Source organism: Alistipes indistinctus YIT 12060 (genome assembly GCF_025144995.1).
GTDB classification, from domain to species: Bacteria; Bacteroidota; Bacteroidia; order Bacteroidales; family Rikenellaceae; genus Alistipes_A; species Alistipes_A indistinctus.
In genome coordinates this window covers 2,260,743-2,276,399 of the sequence record NZ_CP102250.1, presented here as the reverse complement: position 1 = coordinate 2,276,399, position 15,657 = coordinate 2,260,743, and the positions used below count along the sequence as shown (strand labels likewise).

Sequence of the window (15,657 nt, the reverse complement as noted above, 5' to 3'; positions counted from 1 at the left end):
ATGTACTATTTCGCCTCGGACATCCACCTGGGCCTGCAAATAGGCTCCGATCCGGAGAACCGGGAGCGGCTGTTGGTACAATGGCTCGACGAGGTATCGAAAGATGCCGACGCGATCTTCCTGGTCGGCGACATTTTCGATTTCTGGTACGAATACCGCTACGTGGTACCCAAAGGTTTCACGCGGCTGCTGGGCAAGCTCTCGGAGCTGACCGACCGCGGAATTCCCGTACACTTTTTCGGCGGCAACCACGACATCTGGACCTACCGGTACCTGCACGACGAATGCGGCGTCACACTGTACCACAGCCCGTACACCGAATTCGAACTGGACGGCCGGAAAGTGATTGTCGGCCACGGCGATATGCTGGGCCCGCGTCCGGCGGGGCAACGAATACTCTCCGCCATTTTCCGCAGCAGGCTGCTGCAATGGCTCTTCTCAATGCTGCATCCCTACTGGGCCATGATGCTCGGCAAGGGGTGGAGCCGTTCGAACCGCACTTCACGGCCGGTCGCGCACATTTTCCGCGGCGAAGAGGAACCGATCATCGGGTTTGCGCACGAATACCAACGGACGCACCCGTCGGCCCCGGCCGACCTGTTCATTTGCGGCCACACCCACTGCGCCGAAGTGTATCCGCTGCCAGAAGGCGGCGCAGTAGCTTTCCTCGGCGAATGGATCGACAATCCCCTGTACGGCGTGCTGGGCCCCGGCGGATTTGAACTGAAAGGCTATCCGGACAGAGCCGTAATCGGGAAGTCCGGCACCACAAGGCAATAACACCCTGCGGCCACGGCGGCGCTCCCGGACCGGAATCCACGAAACAGGCGCCGAAAACCCGACGGTGCCGTGCCAGCGTACAACGGACTGCCCCGGCATCCGCAAAACTTCAAACGATATATGCAAGCTTACCTCGACCTGCTCCGTCACATCCAGACCCACGGCACCCCCAAAGGCGACCGCACCGGAACCGGAACGACCAGTACGTTCGGTTACCAGATGCGCTTCAACCTGAGCGAAGGGTTTCCGCTGCTCACGACAAAAAAACTGCACCTGCGCTCGATTATTCACGAACTGTTGTGGTTCCTGAAGGGCGACACGAACATCCGATACCTGCACGATAACAAAGTGACCATCTGGGACGAATGGGCCGATGCGAACGGCGATCTGGGCCACGTCTACGGGTACCAGTGGCGCAGCTGGCCCGCGCCGGACGGACGCCACATCGACCAGATCGCACAAGTGGTCGAGTCGATCCGTACGAATCCCGACTCGCGCCGGCACATCGTCAGCGCATGGAACGTGGCCGAGATCGACCAAATGGCGCTGCCGCCCTGCCACGCCCTGTTCCAGTTCTACGTGGCCGGCGGCAAGCTCTCGTGCCAGCTGTACCAGCGCAGTGCCGACGTTTTCCTCGGCGTGCCGTTCAACATCGCCTCGTACGCCCTGCTGACGATGATGATGGCACAGGTCACGGGACTTATGCCGGGGGATTTCGTGCATACGCTCGGCGACGCGCACATCTACCTCAACCACCGTGAACAGGTCGCGGAGCAGTTGACACGCACGCCCCGGCCGCTGCCCGTGATGAAGCTGAATCCGGACATCGAATCGATTTTCGACTTCCGCTACGAAGATTTCTCGCTCGAAGGCTACGATCCCTATCCGGCGATCAAAGCCCCGATTGCAGTATAACCAGCGCCCCACGGCACTCCGGGCGCAGGCTGCCCGGACGCCCCGGAAGAGCCGGCAACCTTACCGGACCATACGATACAAACAAACAGACAAAATGCTTTCGATTATCGTCGCCATCGCCCGCAACGGGATCATCGGGTCGGGCAACAGCCTGATCTGGCACATCAGCGAAGACCTGCGCCGCTTCAAGGCGATCACCTCGGGCCATCCGGTGGTGATGGGCCGTAAAACGTTCGAGTCGATCGGCCGGGCGCTGCCGGGGCGCACGAACGTCGTTATCACGCGGCAAAGCAGTTTCCTGGCCGAAGGATGCACGGTCGTCCACTCGCTCGAAGAAGCCCTCGCACTGTTTCCGGAGAGCGAAGAGGTCTTCGTTATCGGCGGCGGCGAGATCTATGCGCAGGCATTGCCGCGCGCCCAACGCTTCTACCTGACCGAAGTGGACGCGGATTACGAAGGCGATACCCGTTTCCCCGACTGGGACCGGTCGCAATGGCTCCTCACGGAGCAGGAACACCATCCGCACGGCGAGAAGTTTCCATCCCCTTTTACGTTCCTGACCTACGCACGGAAGCCTGCCCGGTAATCCGGACGTCTATCCTCTCTCCCCTACGGCGACAGCCCGCCCCGGGTTCCATACGACCGAAAAATTCTCCGCAACCGGGTTCCGGGCAAGCGGTTTTCCGAAATCTTCCCCGTCCATCAATGCGCTTCGAGCCAGTTGCGGCCCACACCGCACTCGGCGACCAGCTTTACTTTCAACTCGGCGGCTCCCTCCATGCAGCGGATAACGATTTCACGCACCTGTTCCTGCTCGCTGAGCAGGACGTCGAGCACCAATTCGTCATGCACCTGCAGGATAATCTTCGATTGCAGCCCTTTGCGGCGCAGCTCGCCGTGCACGGCAATCATCGCCAGCTTCATGATATCGGCCGCGCCGCCCTGGATCGGAGCATTGATCGCATTGCGCTCCGAAAGGCCGCGCACCACCGCATTGCCCGAACGGATATCGGGCAGCATCCGCTTGCGCCCGAAGAGCGTCTCGACGTACCCGTTTTCGCGCGCCTGGTCGATCACACGCTCCATGTACTGCCGGATATCGGGGTACGACTGGAAATACCCGTCGATGATCTCCTTGGCTTCCGTACGAGGAATGTTCAACCGTTGGGCCAGTCCGAACGCCGAAATGCCGTAGATGATTCCGAAATTGGCCGTTTTGGCCCGGCGCCGCTGTTCGCGCGTCACATCCTCTTTGGCCGCATGGAACAGCAGGGCCGCCGTCGCGGTATGGATATCCTCGCCGTGCCCGAACGCTTCGATCATCGCCCGGTCGCCGCTCAGGTGCGCCATCAGCCGCAGTTCGACCTGCGAATAGTCGGCTGACAGCAGCACGCGGTCGTCCGACGACGGGATGAACGCCTTGCGGATTTCGCGCCCGCGGTCGTCGCGGATCGGAATATTTTGCAGGTTCGGATTCGTCGAACTGAGCCGTCCGGTAGCCGTTACCGCTTGGTTGAACGAGGTATGGATCCGCCCCGTCAGCGGATTGACCAGCTGCGGCAGCGCATCGACATAGGTCGAAAGCAGCTTGCGCAACCCGCGATATTCCAGGATCATCCCGATCACCGGATGGCGGTCGGAAAGCATCTGCAGGTACTCCTCGTCGGTACGGTACTGTTTGGTTTTGGTCATTTTCGGTTTCGGGTCGATCTTCATGCGGCCGAAAAGCGCCTCGCCCAGCTGTTTGGCCGAATTGACGTTCAGCGACGGATCGCCCGTCGTTTCACGGATACGCTCCTCGAGGGCCGCCAGCTCCCCGGTCAGCTCCTGCCCAAAGGAGGCCAGCGCAGCAGTGTCGATCTTCACGCCGGTCATTTCGATGTCGGCGAGCACCGGAATCAGCGGCTCCTCGATCTTCGCATAGAGTTCGGTCAGTCCCGCCTGCATCAGCAGCGGCCACAGCACACGGTAAAGCCGCAGCGTCACGTCGGCATCCTCGGCGGCATAGGCGGCCACCGTCGCCACCGGCACCATATCCATCGTTTTCTGCTTGGCCCCCTTACCGATCAGCGCCTCGATCGGCACAGGATCGTACCCGAGGAACGTGCGGGAGAGATGGTCCATGCCGTGCCGCGACTCGGGGTCGAGCAGGTAATGGATGATCATCGTATCGTAGAGCCGGCCCCACACCTCGATGCCGGCACTGCGCAGCACCATCAGGTCGAATTTGATGTTCTGGCCGATTTTCGCGATCTTCTCGTCGGCAAAGACCGGACGCAATGCCGCGACCACACGGTCCGTGTTCTCCCTGTTGCACGGGATATACCATGCCTCGTGCGGTTCGATCGCGACCGAAATTCCGACCAGGCGGTCTCCGAACACGTCGAATCCGGTCGTCTCGGTGTCGAAGCAGAACGCTTCGCAGGCGGCCAGCCGGGCCGCGAGCGCCTCCAGTTCGGCAGGTTCGGTCACGGTATGGTAAGTATGCGGCACCGTGTCGATCGTCTGGTACTGCTGCCCGAAAAGGCCGCCTGCGGACGTTACCCGGTCTCCCGCCGCGCCCGCATTCGCAGTATCCCGATTGGGGTCATGCTGCACCATTCCGCCAACCCCGGAAACCTCTCCCGGTCCCGCAAACAGGTCTCGCTGTCCCGCCGGGGAGTTCCCCGCGTAAGGCTCCGAAACGCTATCGGAAGGTGTCAAATCACCTGCCCCGGGAAACGCGGCCCCGGCATCCGGAACCTGCCCGAACGCATCGAACAGCGAACCCTGCGATGCATCCTGCACGGCATTTCCCGACGCCCGGCTGCCTGCAACGCCCGCTCTCCGGCCATCCGAAGCTCCCGGCATTTCGGTTGTCCCGGCCCCACCGGCAATTCCGCCTGTATCCGTAATGCCCGAAGCGTGTGCGCCCACCTGACCCGCACTTCCCCGTCCGGCACCGGATGCGGTGCCGGCAACGCCCGCCGCCGTAACGAACGGATTGCCCTGCAATTCATTGAGGAACGAACGGAACCCCAGCTCCCGGTAGACATCGGCCAGCATCTCGAGATCGGGGTTCACCATCGTAAGTCCCGCCGGATCGAACTCGACCGGCACATTCAGCTCGATGGTCGCCAGCCGTTTGGCCAACAGTATCTGTTCGCGCAGCGCCTCGATGTTCTCGCGCTGCTTTCCTTTGAGCTTATCGGTATTTTCGAGCAGGTTCTCCACGGTACCGAACTCGCACACCAGTTTGATCGCACTCTTCTCGCCGATGCCCGGCACACCCGGAATATTATCCGACGCATCGCCCCACAGCGCGAGGATGTCGATCACCCGGCACGGGTCGTCGATACCGTAATGCTCGCGGATCTGTTCGCAGCCAATGACCTCGATTCCGTCTCCTCCCTTGCGCTGCTTATAAATGCGCACGGTCGGACGGATCAGCTGCCCGTAATCCTTATCAGGCGTCACCATGTAAACTTCATACCCGGCCCCGGCAGCCTTCATCGACAGCGTGCCGATCACATCGTCGGCCTCGTAGCCGGGAACCTCGATCACCGGAATACGCATCGCCTCGAGCACCCGCTTGATGTAGGGCACCGCCGCAATGATGTCCTCCGGAGTAGCCTCCCGGTTCGCCTTGTACTGGGGATAAATTTCATGGCGGAAATTACCGCCCTTGGGGTCGAACGCGACGCCCAACAGGCGCGGCTCCTCGCGGCGGATCAGATCCCGCAGGAATTTGACGAACCCGAAAATCGCCGAAGTATTCAACCCTTCGGAATTGCGCATCGGGCGGCCGATAAAAGCATAATAAGCGCGGAAAATCAGCGCGTAGGCATCGATCAGGAACAATCTCTCCATCAGCAGTTCGGTATTGGCTTTGAACGGAGTGGCGCGATGCGGACCGATGTCGGCCCGTGGCGATCCGGCACCGGGCGACTGCCGGTCCGACTCCAGCGGGCAGCCGGGCACCGCCCGGCACAAACCGCAGTGCGCCACACCGGGACATGCGTTCTCCGTTTGTTTCAACAAAATCCCGTGCACACACGGGGCTATTCCCTCAAGTCTGTCGCAACCGGCATTTCCGACGTACCGGTTACCCGATTTCAATCCCGTACACGGCAAGCAACCCCGCAAGGTTGTAAGGGGAAAACTTCGCCCGCCGCAACATATTGCGGCCCGGATCGATCGCGAACTCCGTCGCCGTGCGGAAATCGGCTCTTTCGAGCCGGCAACGGTCGAATTCGGTTGCAGACAGTTTGCATCCGTCGAACGAAGCACCGGTCAGGTCGCTCTCCGCGAACAGGCATCCCGTCAGTTCGCAATCGTCGAAACGGGTTCCGGGCATTTTCAGTTCGTAGAACGAGCTGTTATCGAGCCGCGAGCGGACAAACGATACCCCGAAGCCCGCCTTCACGCACTGTCCGAAATCGAGCCCCGAAAGCAGGCAGCCGTCGAAAACGGCTTTGCGCAGGTGTACCGCACTGAGTCCGGGTACCACCATGCGGCATTCGCGGAACAGGCACTCCGAAAAGAAGGCGTGCGACAGGTCGGCATATGAAAAATCGCACCCGGTAAAAGTACAGTGCTCGAACTCGGCTTGCACGAAATCCCGTACCGCGCCGTCGAGGCGCGTAAAGGTCCGGTCGGCATAGAGCCCGCCCCGGACGACATCGGCGGCCTCCGGCCGCTGCGGTTGCTGCGCCGCCGGTGCTCCCGTACCGCTGTCCGTGCTTTTACCCCTGCCCATACCTTTGCCTGTGTCCGGTTTATCCTGTATCGTCTCCTCGCTTAGCCCCGCTCTCCGTTCCCGCCTGCACCGCGGGACGTATCAGGATCAAAGGTTATCCGAGGCATACCACTCAGCGAACGAGGTGGCCGTCTCGTGCAGTTTCACGCTGAACAACTCCACGCCCGCAGGCAGTTCGGCCGCGATCGCACGGGCGAAATCCTCCACCATATTCTCGCAGGTGGGTTGGTACGGAGTAACGATGATCTTCGTGTAAGTACCGCGCATCGCTTCCAGCGCCGCATGGTTCTCAGGCGTTTCGCGCAGTACGAGCGCATGGTCGTAACGCTCGACGATCAACCGGCCAACGATGTGTTTCAGGTCACCGAAATCCATCACCATGCCGTATTTCGGACTTTGCGGATCCCTCACCGGCACACCGCGTACCGTAACGAACAGGCGGTACGAATGGCCGTGTATTTCACGGCAAGGTCCGTCATACCCGGCGAGGGTATGCGCCATTTCGAACGAAAATTCCTTGGTCAGCCGTATCATAAGTTTTCTGTAATTAATCATTGCCCGGCAAGGGCCAAACATCATCCCGGACGGAGCGCATTACCGGGCAGGGCGCGTACGCCCATGCCCATCTTCTCCTGAAACACACCTGCCGCCGGATTACCCGGCGGCAGGCTCAAGACTCCGGACAAGCTACCGCCCTCAACCCTATTGGTCCAGATCGCGGACACTCACCTGCCGCCCGAACGAATCGGAGAGCGAAATGAAGGTCTCGGTTTCGGAAACGCCCGGCACACGCAGAATATGGTCGAGGATCGTGTGCATCAAGTGCTCGTGATCCACGCAGTAAACGCGCGTCCAGATGTTGTATTTACCGGTGACGAAGTGGCATTCGACCACCTCGGGAATCCGCCTCAAACCGTCGACAATCTCGAAATTCATCGACGGATCGTTGATGCGGATACCGATCATCGCACTGACGTTGTACCCCAGTGCCGTAGGATCGACTTCGAGGCGGAAGCCCCGGATCACGCCCGATTCCTCCATCTTCTTCACCCGCTGGTGGATCGCCGCGCCCGAAATACCGCACTCGCGCGCGATCTCCAGAAAAGGCATGCGCGCATTGCGGATCAACAGGCTGAGAATCTTGCGGTCGGTGGCGTCAATGGTCGCTTTTCCCATAATTCAATTGTTTTCAGACCGCCTGTACCCGAGACGTTTAGACTTCCCCTCTCGCAGCGATCATCCACACTATTTAATCACTCCCAGTTCGCGGCCCACCTTCGTAAAGGCCGCCACGCACTTGTCCAGGTGCGATTTTTCGTGGCCTGCAGAGACCTGCACGCGGATACGCGCCTGTCCTTTCGGCACTACCGGATAGTAGAACCCGGTCACGTAAATTCCCTCGTCGAGCAGCTTCGCGGCCATGTCCTGCGACAGCTTCGCATCGTACAGCATCACTGCGCAGATGGCTGACTGGGTCGGCTTGATGTCGAATCCGGCGGCGAGCATCTTCGTGCGGAAGTACTCCACATTCTCGACCAACTTGTCGTGGATCGCATCGCTCTCGCCCAGCATCTTGAACAGTTCGAGCCCGGCGCCCACCACTGCGGGAGGCAGCGAGTTCGAGAAAAGGTACGGACGCGACCGCTGGCGCAGCAACGCGATGATCTCCTTACGGCCGGTCGTGAACCCGCCTACGGCACCGCCGAACGCCTTGCCCAGCGTACCGGTGATGATATCGACCTTTCCGCGCACATCGAACTGTTCGGTCACGCCGCGGCCCGTCTTGCCCACCACGCCGGCCGAGTGGCACTCGTCCACCATCACCAGCGCGTCGTACTTCTCGGCCAATTCGCAAATCTTGTCCATCGGGGCGACGTTGCCGTCCATTGAGAAAACACCGTCGGTGGCGATAATGCGGAAGCGCTGCGCCTGGGCGGCCTGCAATTGCTTCTCCAAGTCGGCCATATCGGCGTTCGCATAACGGTAGCGCACCGCCTTGCACAAGCGCACGCCGTCGATGATCGACGCATGGTTCAGCGAGTCGGAGATAATCGCGTCCTCATCGGTGAAGAGGGGTTCGAACACACCGCCGTTCGCATCGAAGCAGGCGGCGTAAAGAATCGTATCTTCGGTGCCGAAATAGTCGGCGATCGCTTTTTCGAGTTGCTTGTGGATGTCCTGCGTGCCGCAGATAAAACGCACCGACGACATACCGTAGCCGTGCGTATCCATCGCCCGTTTCGCCGCATCGATCAGCCGGGGGTTGTTCGACAGCCCGAGGTAGTTGTTCGCGCAAAAGTTGAGCACTTCTTTACCGCCTTCGACCGTGATGTCGGCCTTCTGCGGCGAAGTGATAATACGTTCTTGTTTGTACAATCCAGCCTCTTCGATCGCCTTGAGCTCGGCCGAGAGGTGCTCTTTCATTTTTCCGTACATGGTGTTATATTAAATTAAGTCTGTATCCTTTTCATTTACCTGCCGGCCGCATACCGCGGCCGCTTCGGTGCATTCCCGCCGCACTGCCGCAGGAGCCGACCGCACAGGGATTCACTTCACAAAAATATCGAAGAACTGCGGTACGTAACGAGTGAGCCCTGCCGGCCGCGACAGCGGAATCGTTTTTCCGTCCTTCCAAACCATCGCGGTTCGCCAATCCATCTGCCCGGCCGCATACACATGGCCGTCCGACACAATCATAACAGGCCCGAAAAAATACGATATCCCGGGCAATAAACTGAGCTCTCTGAACTCGCCGGCTTTCCACAACACAGCATGACCGTCCGCACCCTTATCATAATCATACTTCAAAAACCACCCCGTAATATACACATCCGCACCATCCACACTTATTCCATCAGGGAAACATTCATTATGCACATTCGCACCGTCTACGTTGATTCCGTCGGGGTACCATTCATTCCCCAAATCAGTCGGCATGCCGTTGCACCACAACATCGCCGAAGTGCCGGTTCCGTCCCGGAAAGCCGTTCCGGTGACATAAACCGTACCGTCCGATACGGCAATCGCATCCACACTCCCATCCTCACCATCGGGCAACGATTGCGGCACGCCGTTCTTCCAGAGTGTGGCCATCGTCGTATCTCCGTACACCAGACCGGCCACATATACATCGGCATCCGAAACAGCCACCGCTTTCGCTTCGGCGGGAGTGTTTTCGTCGGTCAACCATGTCAACACACCGTTTTTCCATAGTGCAGCCCGAGGTTTAAATCTGGTTTGCAACACAGTGCCTACCACATACACATCGCCATTCGAAACAACCATCGCCGTAGCCCGCGAACTTGCGGCTTCACCGGTTTCCAGCACCTGCGGCACACCGTTTTTCCATACAGTGGCTTTACTGTGACGTCGATCGGCATCATACACATTCCCTACGACATAAACATCACCGCCGCAAACCGAAACCGCCTCAGCCAAAGCGTATCCCTTTTTGTCGGTCAACTGCTTCGGCACGCCGTTTTCCCATACCACAACGACATTATGCCCGCGTTTATACAGCGTCCCGACCACATACACCCCTTCGAGTTCATTCGCTTGAGTCTGCCCGGCATGTTTTCCACGCGGCACGAATCCGCAACAGCATAGCAACGCCGCGATGCAGGCAAAGCGGGCAACCGCCCGCAAGGGTTGGTGAAATCTCGTCATTTCCAATCCGACGAATCGGCCTCTCCGACCGACCCGCATGGAAGAAAACCGCCTTCGTTCATCGGGAGACGCATTTCAGCCGGGGCCGAATCGTTAAGACAAAAGTAAAAAAAGATTTTCAATTCCATGCACCGCCCGGCGCCTGATTCACCCCCTCAGGGCGACATATCTTCCGCAAATAAAATGTTTTGCGCAAAAATTGCTGTAAATTGCGAAAATTGGAAACAATGCTTAACTTTGAGATGTTTTTAAATATTTTTATTAAATTAGCCTTCTCAAAGGGGCAATTCCCTGAAAGAGCGTGCCGCCCGCGGCAGGAAAGCCCACTGGAAGCCCCGCGAAAGTTCCGGTAGACGGAGATTCAGACAACTTTAAAACATATCAGCCATGCAATCGATCGAAACGTATGATTTCAAAGGAAAACGCGCGATTATCCGCGTCGATTTCAACGTGCCCCTGAACGACAAGTTGGAGGTAACCGACGACACCCGCATCCGTGCGGCGATCCCCACCATCAAAAAGGTACTCGAAAAAGGAGGATCGGTGATCCTGATGTCGCACCTGGGCCGTCCGAAAAAAGGGCCGGAAGACAAATTCTCGCTCAAGCACATCATCCCCGCCATCGAGAAGCGCCTCGGCGTGAAGGTGGACTTCGCCGGGGACTGCCAGGGCCAGGAGGCCGCCGACAAGGCCGCCGCACTGAAACCGGGCCAGGTACTGCTGCTCGAAAACCTGCGTTTCTACGCCGAAGAAGAGGGTAAGCCCCGCGGACTGGCCGAAGACGCCACCGACGACGAAAAAGCCGCTGCGAAGAAGGCCGTGAAAGCCTCGCAGAAAGAGTTCGTGAAGCGCCTCGCTTCGTACGCCGACTGCTACATCAACGACGCGTTCGGCACCGCGCACCGCGCACACGCGTCGACGGCGCTGATCGCCGAATATTTCCCGAGCGACAAGATGTTCGGCTACGTGATGGAAGGCGAACTGAAAGCGATCGACAAAGTGCTGAAAGATCCGGCACGTCCGTTCACCGCTATCCTCGGCGGGTCGAAAGTTTCGACCAAGATCAGCGTGATCGAAAACCTGCTCAAACTGGTGAACAACCTGATCCTCGGCGGCGGCATGACCTACACGTTCAAGGCCGCCCTCGGCGGCAAGGTGGGCGACAGCATCTGCGAGCCCGACCAGTTCCAGACCGCGAAAGACATCCTCGCAAAAGCCAAAGAGCTGGGCGTGAACATCTACCTGGCCGAAGATGCCGTGGCCGCCGACGCATTCAGCGCCGACGCCAATACGCAGATCGTTCCGGCCAACGCGATTCCCGACGGCTGGGAAGGCCTCGACATCGGCCCGAAAGCCGAAGCCGAGTTCGCAAAGGTAATCGCAGAGTCGAAGACGATCCTGTGGAACGGCCCGGTGGGCGTATTCGAGATCGACAAATTCGCCAAGGGCTCGAAAGCTATTGCTGAAGCGATCGTGAAAGCTACGAAGAACGGAGCCTTCTCGCTGATCGGCGGCGGCGACTCGGTAGCCTGCATCAACAAGTTCGGCATGGCCGACCAGGTCAGCTACGTCTCCACCGGCGGCGGCGCGCTGCTCGAATACATGGAAGGCATCGAGCTGCCCGGCGTGGCCGCGATCCGCAAGTAACCCGCCGAACCTTCTCGGCAAAAGGGAAGTACAAACGGATATGCCTCCTCCCGGCAGGGATACGGATACGCACAAATGAAGAAAGCCCGAAGCGCAATGCTTCGGGCTTTTATTGTCTTTCACAGCAGCAGTTTCATGCGTTCAAAAGCCGTCAACAGTTCCGCCGACAACAAAAAGCGGGGACGCACACGCATCCCCGCTTCCGAACGGTCGAAAACCGACCGGTAGACAATACTATTCCTCAGCCAGTTTGCCGGCAGAACCGAGCACGCTGACGATCTTGTGCTCGTAGAGTTTCTTCATGTTGTCGCGGGCCGGGCCGAGGTACTTGCGCGGATCGAATTCGGCGGGTTTCTCAACGAACACCTTGCGGATCGCTGCGGTCATCGCCAGACGACTGTCCGAATCGATGTTGATCTTGCAGACGGCCGAAGCGGCGGCCTTGCGCAGCTCCTCTTCGGGAATGCCGATCGCGTCTTTCAGCGCTCCGCCGTACTTGTTGATCGTAGCGACCTCTTCCTGGGGCACCGACGACGAACCGTGCAGCACGATCGGGAAACCGGGAAGTTCCTTCATCACACCGTCCAGCACATCGAAAGCCAGGGGGGGCGGAACGAGAACGCCGTTCGCGTCGCGGGTGCACTGCTCGGGTTTGAATTTATTGGCGCCGTGCGAAGTGCCGATCGAAATGGCGAGGCTGTCGCAGCCGGTCTTCGTAACGAAATCCACCACCTCTTCGGGGCGGGTATAGGTGTGGTGGTCGGACGAAACTTCATCCTCCACGCCGGCCAGCACGCCCAGTTCGCCTTCGACGGTCACGTCGAACTGGTGGGCATAGTCAACGACCTTCTTCGTCAGCGCCACATTCTCGTCGTAAGGCAGGTGCGAACCGTCGATCATCACCGACGAGAAACCCATGTCGATGCACGACTTGCAGGTCTCGAAAGAGTCGCCGTGGTCGAGGTGCAGCACGATTTCGGGGTGCTTCAGGCCGAGTTCCTTGGCATACTCCACGGCGCCTTCGGCCATGTAGCGCAGCAGGGTCTGGTTGGCATACTGGCGGGCACCCTTCGACACCTGCAGGATCACCGGCGATTTGGTCTCGGCGCAAGCCTGGATAATGGCCTGCAACTGTTCCATGTTGTTGAAGTTGAATGCCGGGATGGCATAACCGCCCTTCATGGCCCGTGCAAACATGTCGCGCGTGTTGACAAGGCCAAGATCTTTGTAATTAATCATTGTACTTTGAGTTTTTATGTTTGAAACGATTTGTCTGCGAATCGAAAAATCCGGTACAAGAGTACGAAAAATCTTTGAAAAAAGCAAAGGATGCCCGCCGTTAATCGCGGGCATCCCTGTGCGATAGGAGCATTTCCACCCCGCTTCCCGGGATTATTTCGCCAGGTTGATCACCGAAGCGACCATCGCGGCGAGCGAAGCGGTCGAGGTCATCATGCCCATCACGTTCTGCAGGCCCCTGCCGTTGCGCTCCATCTTCTGCGGCACGACGATCTCGCAGCCCGGCTCCACCTTCGGATAACGCCTAGAGAAGAAACCCGTGCGGGTCGAAGCCACCTTGCCGTTCATGTAGATCACGAACGGACGGCGGCGCGCGCTCTGCTTGTACCAACCGGCCTGCGCGATATAGCTTTTCACGTTCTTTTTGTCGTAAGCCACCGAATTGGGATAATTCACCGCCCCCGAAATCTTCACGGTTCCGGTGTATTTCGGAACGAGTATCTGATCCCCGTCACGCAGGATAATGTCGTCGTTGCCGCCGGGATTCTGAATCGCGGCCGCCACGTCGACGCCCACCGCATAAAAGTCCTGCACTTCGAGATTCTCGAACGCCATCGAGTCGCGCCCGGTGGTATTGCGGCTGTCGCGCGCCATCTTCAGCATCGATTCGACCTGTGCGAGTTCATCTCCGGTCAGTTTGCGTTTCACGCTGACTCCTTTGACGTAGGCTTCCGGCGTGAAACCGCCCGCTTTTTTAATTACGTCCGAAATCCGCTCGCCCGCCGTGGCCAGCACATACTCGCCGCCGTAGAGCACTTCGCCCGTAACCGCGACGCGCTGCTGCTCGCTGTATCCCGGCGACCGGCGCACGTACACCTCGTCGAACGGCTGCAGCACGAAGCGGCTCGCCTCGGGTGCGATGCTCAGGTCCTTATCGATGTTGAACGTATACAGGTCGGCCGTTTTGTTCGTATAAGAGGTCGAATTGGGGTCCTTGATCCGGCGCGCCACCTCTATTTTGGCATAAGAGGCCGACTCCTTGAGCCCCCCGCTGCGCAGGATCGCATCTTCGACGGTCATTCCGTCGCGGAACGGCAGCGTATCGGGGCGGTTCACCTCGCCCCGGACACCGATGACATACTCCTCCCGCAGTTCCAGGATATTCGGGATATAGACGGAATCTTCGCGCATGAGCGGAATATCGTTGACACCTGCGGCAGCCTCGCGCACGTTGAACGGAATCACCTCGTAGGTATAGTCGCTCTTGCGGCGCGTAACCTGCCCGCGCGAGGCGAATTCGTTCCCCTTGAGGCCTTCGGCTTTTGCAATCAGCTTCGAAAGGGTCGCCGTATTATCGGTTAATTCGTAGTTGCCCGGACGCCATACGGCCCCGGTAATTACCAAACGGTTAGCATACTCGTTGAAAATCCGGCCCACCGACACGCTGTCGCCGTCGGCCACCGCGAACGCATCGAAATCGGGCTTCTCGACCGTCAGGATGCTATACTGCCGTCCGGTCTTGCGCTTCACGTTCACGTTATCGTTATAGGCATCGCCCGTGAATCCGCCCGCATACTCGAACGCCTTGGCCAGCGTCTCTCCTTTTTTCATTTCGTAAATCCGCGGACGTTTCACCTTACCGGTCACAGCCACGTAGCTGTCGTAAGGCTGGACGATAATCATGTCGTTGTCCTCGATGCGGATGTTCGTATCGTACTTGCCATTGATCAGGTAATCGTACACGTCGAGCGTCGCGACCTCCTTGCCGTCGCGGAACACCTTGATCGCACGCAGCGAACCGATCTTGTTGACCCCCCCGGCCGAGTAGATCGCATTGAAAACGGTAGCCAGCGAAGGCAGCGTATAGGTGCCCGGCACCATCACCTCGCCCGCGATATTGACCTTGATACTGCGGATCTGGCCCAGCGACACCTTGACGTTGGCGCCGCCCATCACGCCGCTCAGCTTCGAAGCGATCCGCTTCTGCGCCTCGGCGATCGTCAGGCCGTTCAGGCTGATCGGGCCGACGCCCTGGATATTGATCGTCCCGTCGGGGGTAATTTTCTGCTTGTCGTAAAGCTCCGACGGTCCCCACACCTCGACGACGATCTCGTCGCCCGCGCCCAGCACGTACGAGGGCGGCGTGGCCATGTTGTAATTGGGGGCGAAAGTGAGGTTCTTGTTCTGGAATATTTCGCGGCCGAACACCTTCGGGATCGGCCGGCGGACAAACTTGCCGTCTTCCCACAGCACCTCGAACTCCGGGTCCTGGTACGGGGTCGTCATCGACTGCAGGATGCGCTGCTGCTGCTGTTGCAGCTGCCAGTCGTTGCTCAGCACCTGGTTCCAGGTAAGGGTATCCACTCCGGTGACTTTGGTCGGATTCAAATCCCGGAGCACCTTCTGGTCCAAAGCTTTGCGGTCAGCGCTTCCGGTTGCGCTCTTGCCGGCCCCCGCATTCGTCCCGGATTGGGGCGTTCCCGGAACCGACATGCCGCCGAGCGCCTGCTGAATCTGTTCTTCGGTGGCGCCCGACTGGCGCGCTTTCTGGATTACATCGGGCGTCACGCCCGGGAGTTGGGCCGAAACGTAGCCCGGCACCGCCGCCGACAGCAGCACGGCCGCCAGAGCTGTCTGAACTTTACGTCTGATAAGCATATAAAATAGACTGT

The 15,657-nt window shown here is 59.1% G+C and carries 12 protein-coding genes; 4 read left to right on the top strand and 8 right to left on the bottom strand.

Annotated features, from left to right (window positions below; genetic code table 11):
• From NQ495_RS09495 to NQ495_RS09485, 3 genes are all read left to right on the top strand, one after another.
• Entirely contained in the window at positions 1 to 780 is a 780-nt protein-coding gene (locus tag NQ495_RS09495) for a UDP-2,3-diacylglucosamine diphosphatase (RefSeq protein ID WP_009133009.1), read from the top strand.
• 120 nt (positions 781 to 900) lie between these two features.
• Entirely contained in the window at positions 901 to 1,695 is a 795-nt protein-coding gene (locus NQ495_RS09490; RefSeq protein ID WP_009133008.1) for a thymidylate synthase, read from the top strand.
• Between the two features lie 94 nt (positions 1,696 to 1,789).
• Positions 1,790 to 2,281, top strand: coding sequence for a dihydrofolate reductase (locus NQ495_RS09485; RefSeq protein ID WP_009133007.1), 492 nt, complete (start codon positions 1,790 to 1,792; stop codon positions 2,279 to 2,281).
• 116 nt (positions 2,282 to 2,397) lie between these two features.
• Here NQ495_RS09485 and polA read toward each other — a convergent pair whose 3' ends face one another.
• From polA to NQ495_RS09455, 6 genes are all read right to left on the bottom strand, one after another.
• Positions 2,398 to 5,544 carry a DNA polymerase I gene (gene polA / locus NQ495_RS09480; protein WP_232208901.1) on the bottom strand — a complete coding sequence of 1,049 codons (3,147 nt, stop codon included), beginning with the start codon at positions 5,542 to 5,544 and terminating at the stop codon, positions 2,398 to 2,400.
• A gap of 235 nt (positions 5,545 to 5,779) precedes the next feature.
• Positions 5,780 to 6,433: a pentapeptide repeat-containing protein gene (locus NQ495_RS09475; RefSeq protein WP_009133005.1), complete on the bottom strand. Its 654-nt coding sequence runs from the start codon at positions 6,431 to 6,433 to the stop codon at positions 5,780 to 5,782.
• An 87-nt stretch (positions 6,434 to 6,520) separates the two neighbouring features.
• Positions 6,521 to 6,967, bottom strand: coding sequence for a 6-pyruvoyl trahydropterin synthase family protein (locus tag NQ495_RS09470; RefSeq protein WP_009133004.1), 447 nt, complete (start codon positions 6,965 to 6,967; stop codon positions 6,521 to 6,523).
• Between the two features lie 168 nt (positions 6,968 to 7,135).
• Positions 7,136 to 7,609: an Lrp/AsnC family transcriptional regulator gene (locus tag NQ495_RS09465; protein ID WP_009133003.1), complete on the bottom strand. Its 474-nt coding sequence runs from the start codon at positions 7,607 to 7,609 to the stop codon at positions 7,136 to 7,138.
• Positions 7,610 to 7,678: 69 nt separating this feature from the next.
• A complete protein-coding gene (kbl, locus tag NQ495_RS09460) occupies positions 7,679 to 8,869 on the bottom strand; it encodes a glycine C-acetyltransferase (RefSeq protein ID WP_009133002.1) in 1,191 nt (396 codons plus the stop codon).
• Between the two features lie 111 nt (positions 8,870 to 8,980).
• The gene (locus NQ495_RS09455) at positions 8,981 to 10,099 is read right to left on the bottom strand and encodes a hypothetical protein (RefSeq protein ID WP_147513008.1); all 1,119 of its coding nucleotides are present in this window, start codon (positions 10,097 to 10,099) and stop codon (positions 8,981 to 8,983) included.
• A 387-nt stretch (positions 10,100 to 10,486) separates the two neighbouring features.
• On the opposite strand from NQ495_RS09455, the gene NQ495_RS09450 reads away from it, so the two are divergent.
• Positions 10,487 to 11,746: a phosphoglycerate kinase gene (locus NQ495_RS09450; protein WP_009133000.1), complete on the top strand. Its 1,260-nt coding sequence runs from the start codon at positions 10,487 to 10,489 to the stop codon at positions 11,744 to 11,746.
• A 234-nt stretch (positions 11,747 to 11,980) separates the two neighbouring features.
• Here the strand turns inward: NQ495_RS09450 and NQ495_RS09445 are convergent, their stop codons facing one another.
• Together NQ495_RS09445 and NQ495_RS09440 are read right to left on the bottom strand one after the other, a co-directional pair.
• Positions 11,981 to 12,985, bottom strand: a complete 1,005-nt coding sequence (locus NQ495_RS09445) for a class II fructose-bisphosphate aldolase (protein ID WP_009132998.1) — start codon at positions 12,983 to 12,985, stop codon at positions 11,981 to 11,983.
• A gap of 153 nt (positions 12,986 to 13,138) precedes the next feature.
• A complete protein-coding gene (locus tag NQ495_RS09440) occupies positions 13,139 to 15,643 on the bottom strand; it encodes an SLBB domain-containing protein (protein WP_009132997.1) in 2,505 nt (834 codons plus the stop codon).
• Positions 15,644 to 15,657 lie beyond the last annotated feature (14 nt).

What these genes read in the sequence shown, in the direction of transcription:
- NQ495_RS09495 (WP_009133009.1), top strand. Translation starts at nt 1, where the DNA reads ATGTACTATTTCGCCTCGGACATCCACCTGGGCCTGCAAATAGGCTCC.
- NQ495_RS09490 (WP_009133008.1), top strand. Translation starts at nt 901, where the DNA reads ATGCAAGCTTACCTCGACCTGCTCCGTCACATCCAGACCCACGGCACC.
- NQ495_RS09485 (WP_009133007.1), top strand. Translation starts at nt 1,790, where the DNA reads ATGCTTTCGATTATCGTCGCCATCGCCCGCAACGGGATCATCGGGTCG.
- polA (WP_232208901.1), bottom strand. Translation starts at nt 5,544, where the DNA reads ATGGAGAGATTGTTCCTGATCGATGCCTACGCGCTGATTTTCCGCGCT.
- NQ495_RS09475 (WP_009133005.1), bottom strand. Translation starts at nt 6,433, where the DNA reads ATGGGCAGGGGTAAAAGCACGGACAGCGGTACGGGAGCACCGGCGGCG.
- NQ495_RS09470 (WP_009133004.1), bottom strand. Translation starts at nt 6,967, where the DNA reads ATGATACGGCTGACCAAGGAATTTTCGTTCGAAATGGCGCATACCCTC.
- NQ495_RS09465 (WP_009133003.1), bottom strand. Translation starts at nt 7,609, where the DNA reads ATGGGAAAAGCGACCATTGACGCCACCGACCGCAAGATTCTCAGCCTG.
- kbl (WP_009133002.1), bottom strand. Translation starts at nt 8,869, where the DNA reads ATGTACGGAAAAATGAAAGAGCACCTCTCGGCCGAGCTCAAGGCGATC.
- NQ495_RS09455 (WP_147513008.1), bottom strand. Translation starts at nt 10,099, where the DNA reads ATGACGAGATTTCACCAACCCTTGCGGGCGGTTGCCCGCTTTGCCTGC.
- NQ495_RS09450 (WP_009133000.1), top strand. Translation starts at nt 10,487, where the DNA reads ATGCAATCGATCGAAACGTATGATTTCAAAGGAAAACGCGCGATTATC.
- NQ495_RS09445 (WP_009132998.1), bottom strand. Translation starts at nt 12,985, where the DNA reads ATGATTAATTACAAAGATCTTGGCCTTGTCAACACGCGCGACATGTTT.
- NQ495_RS09440 (WP_009132997.1), bottom strand. Translation starts at nt 15,643, where the DNA reads ATGCTTATCAGACGTAAAGTTCAGACAGCTCTGGCGGCCGTGCTGCTG.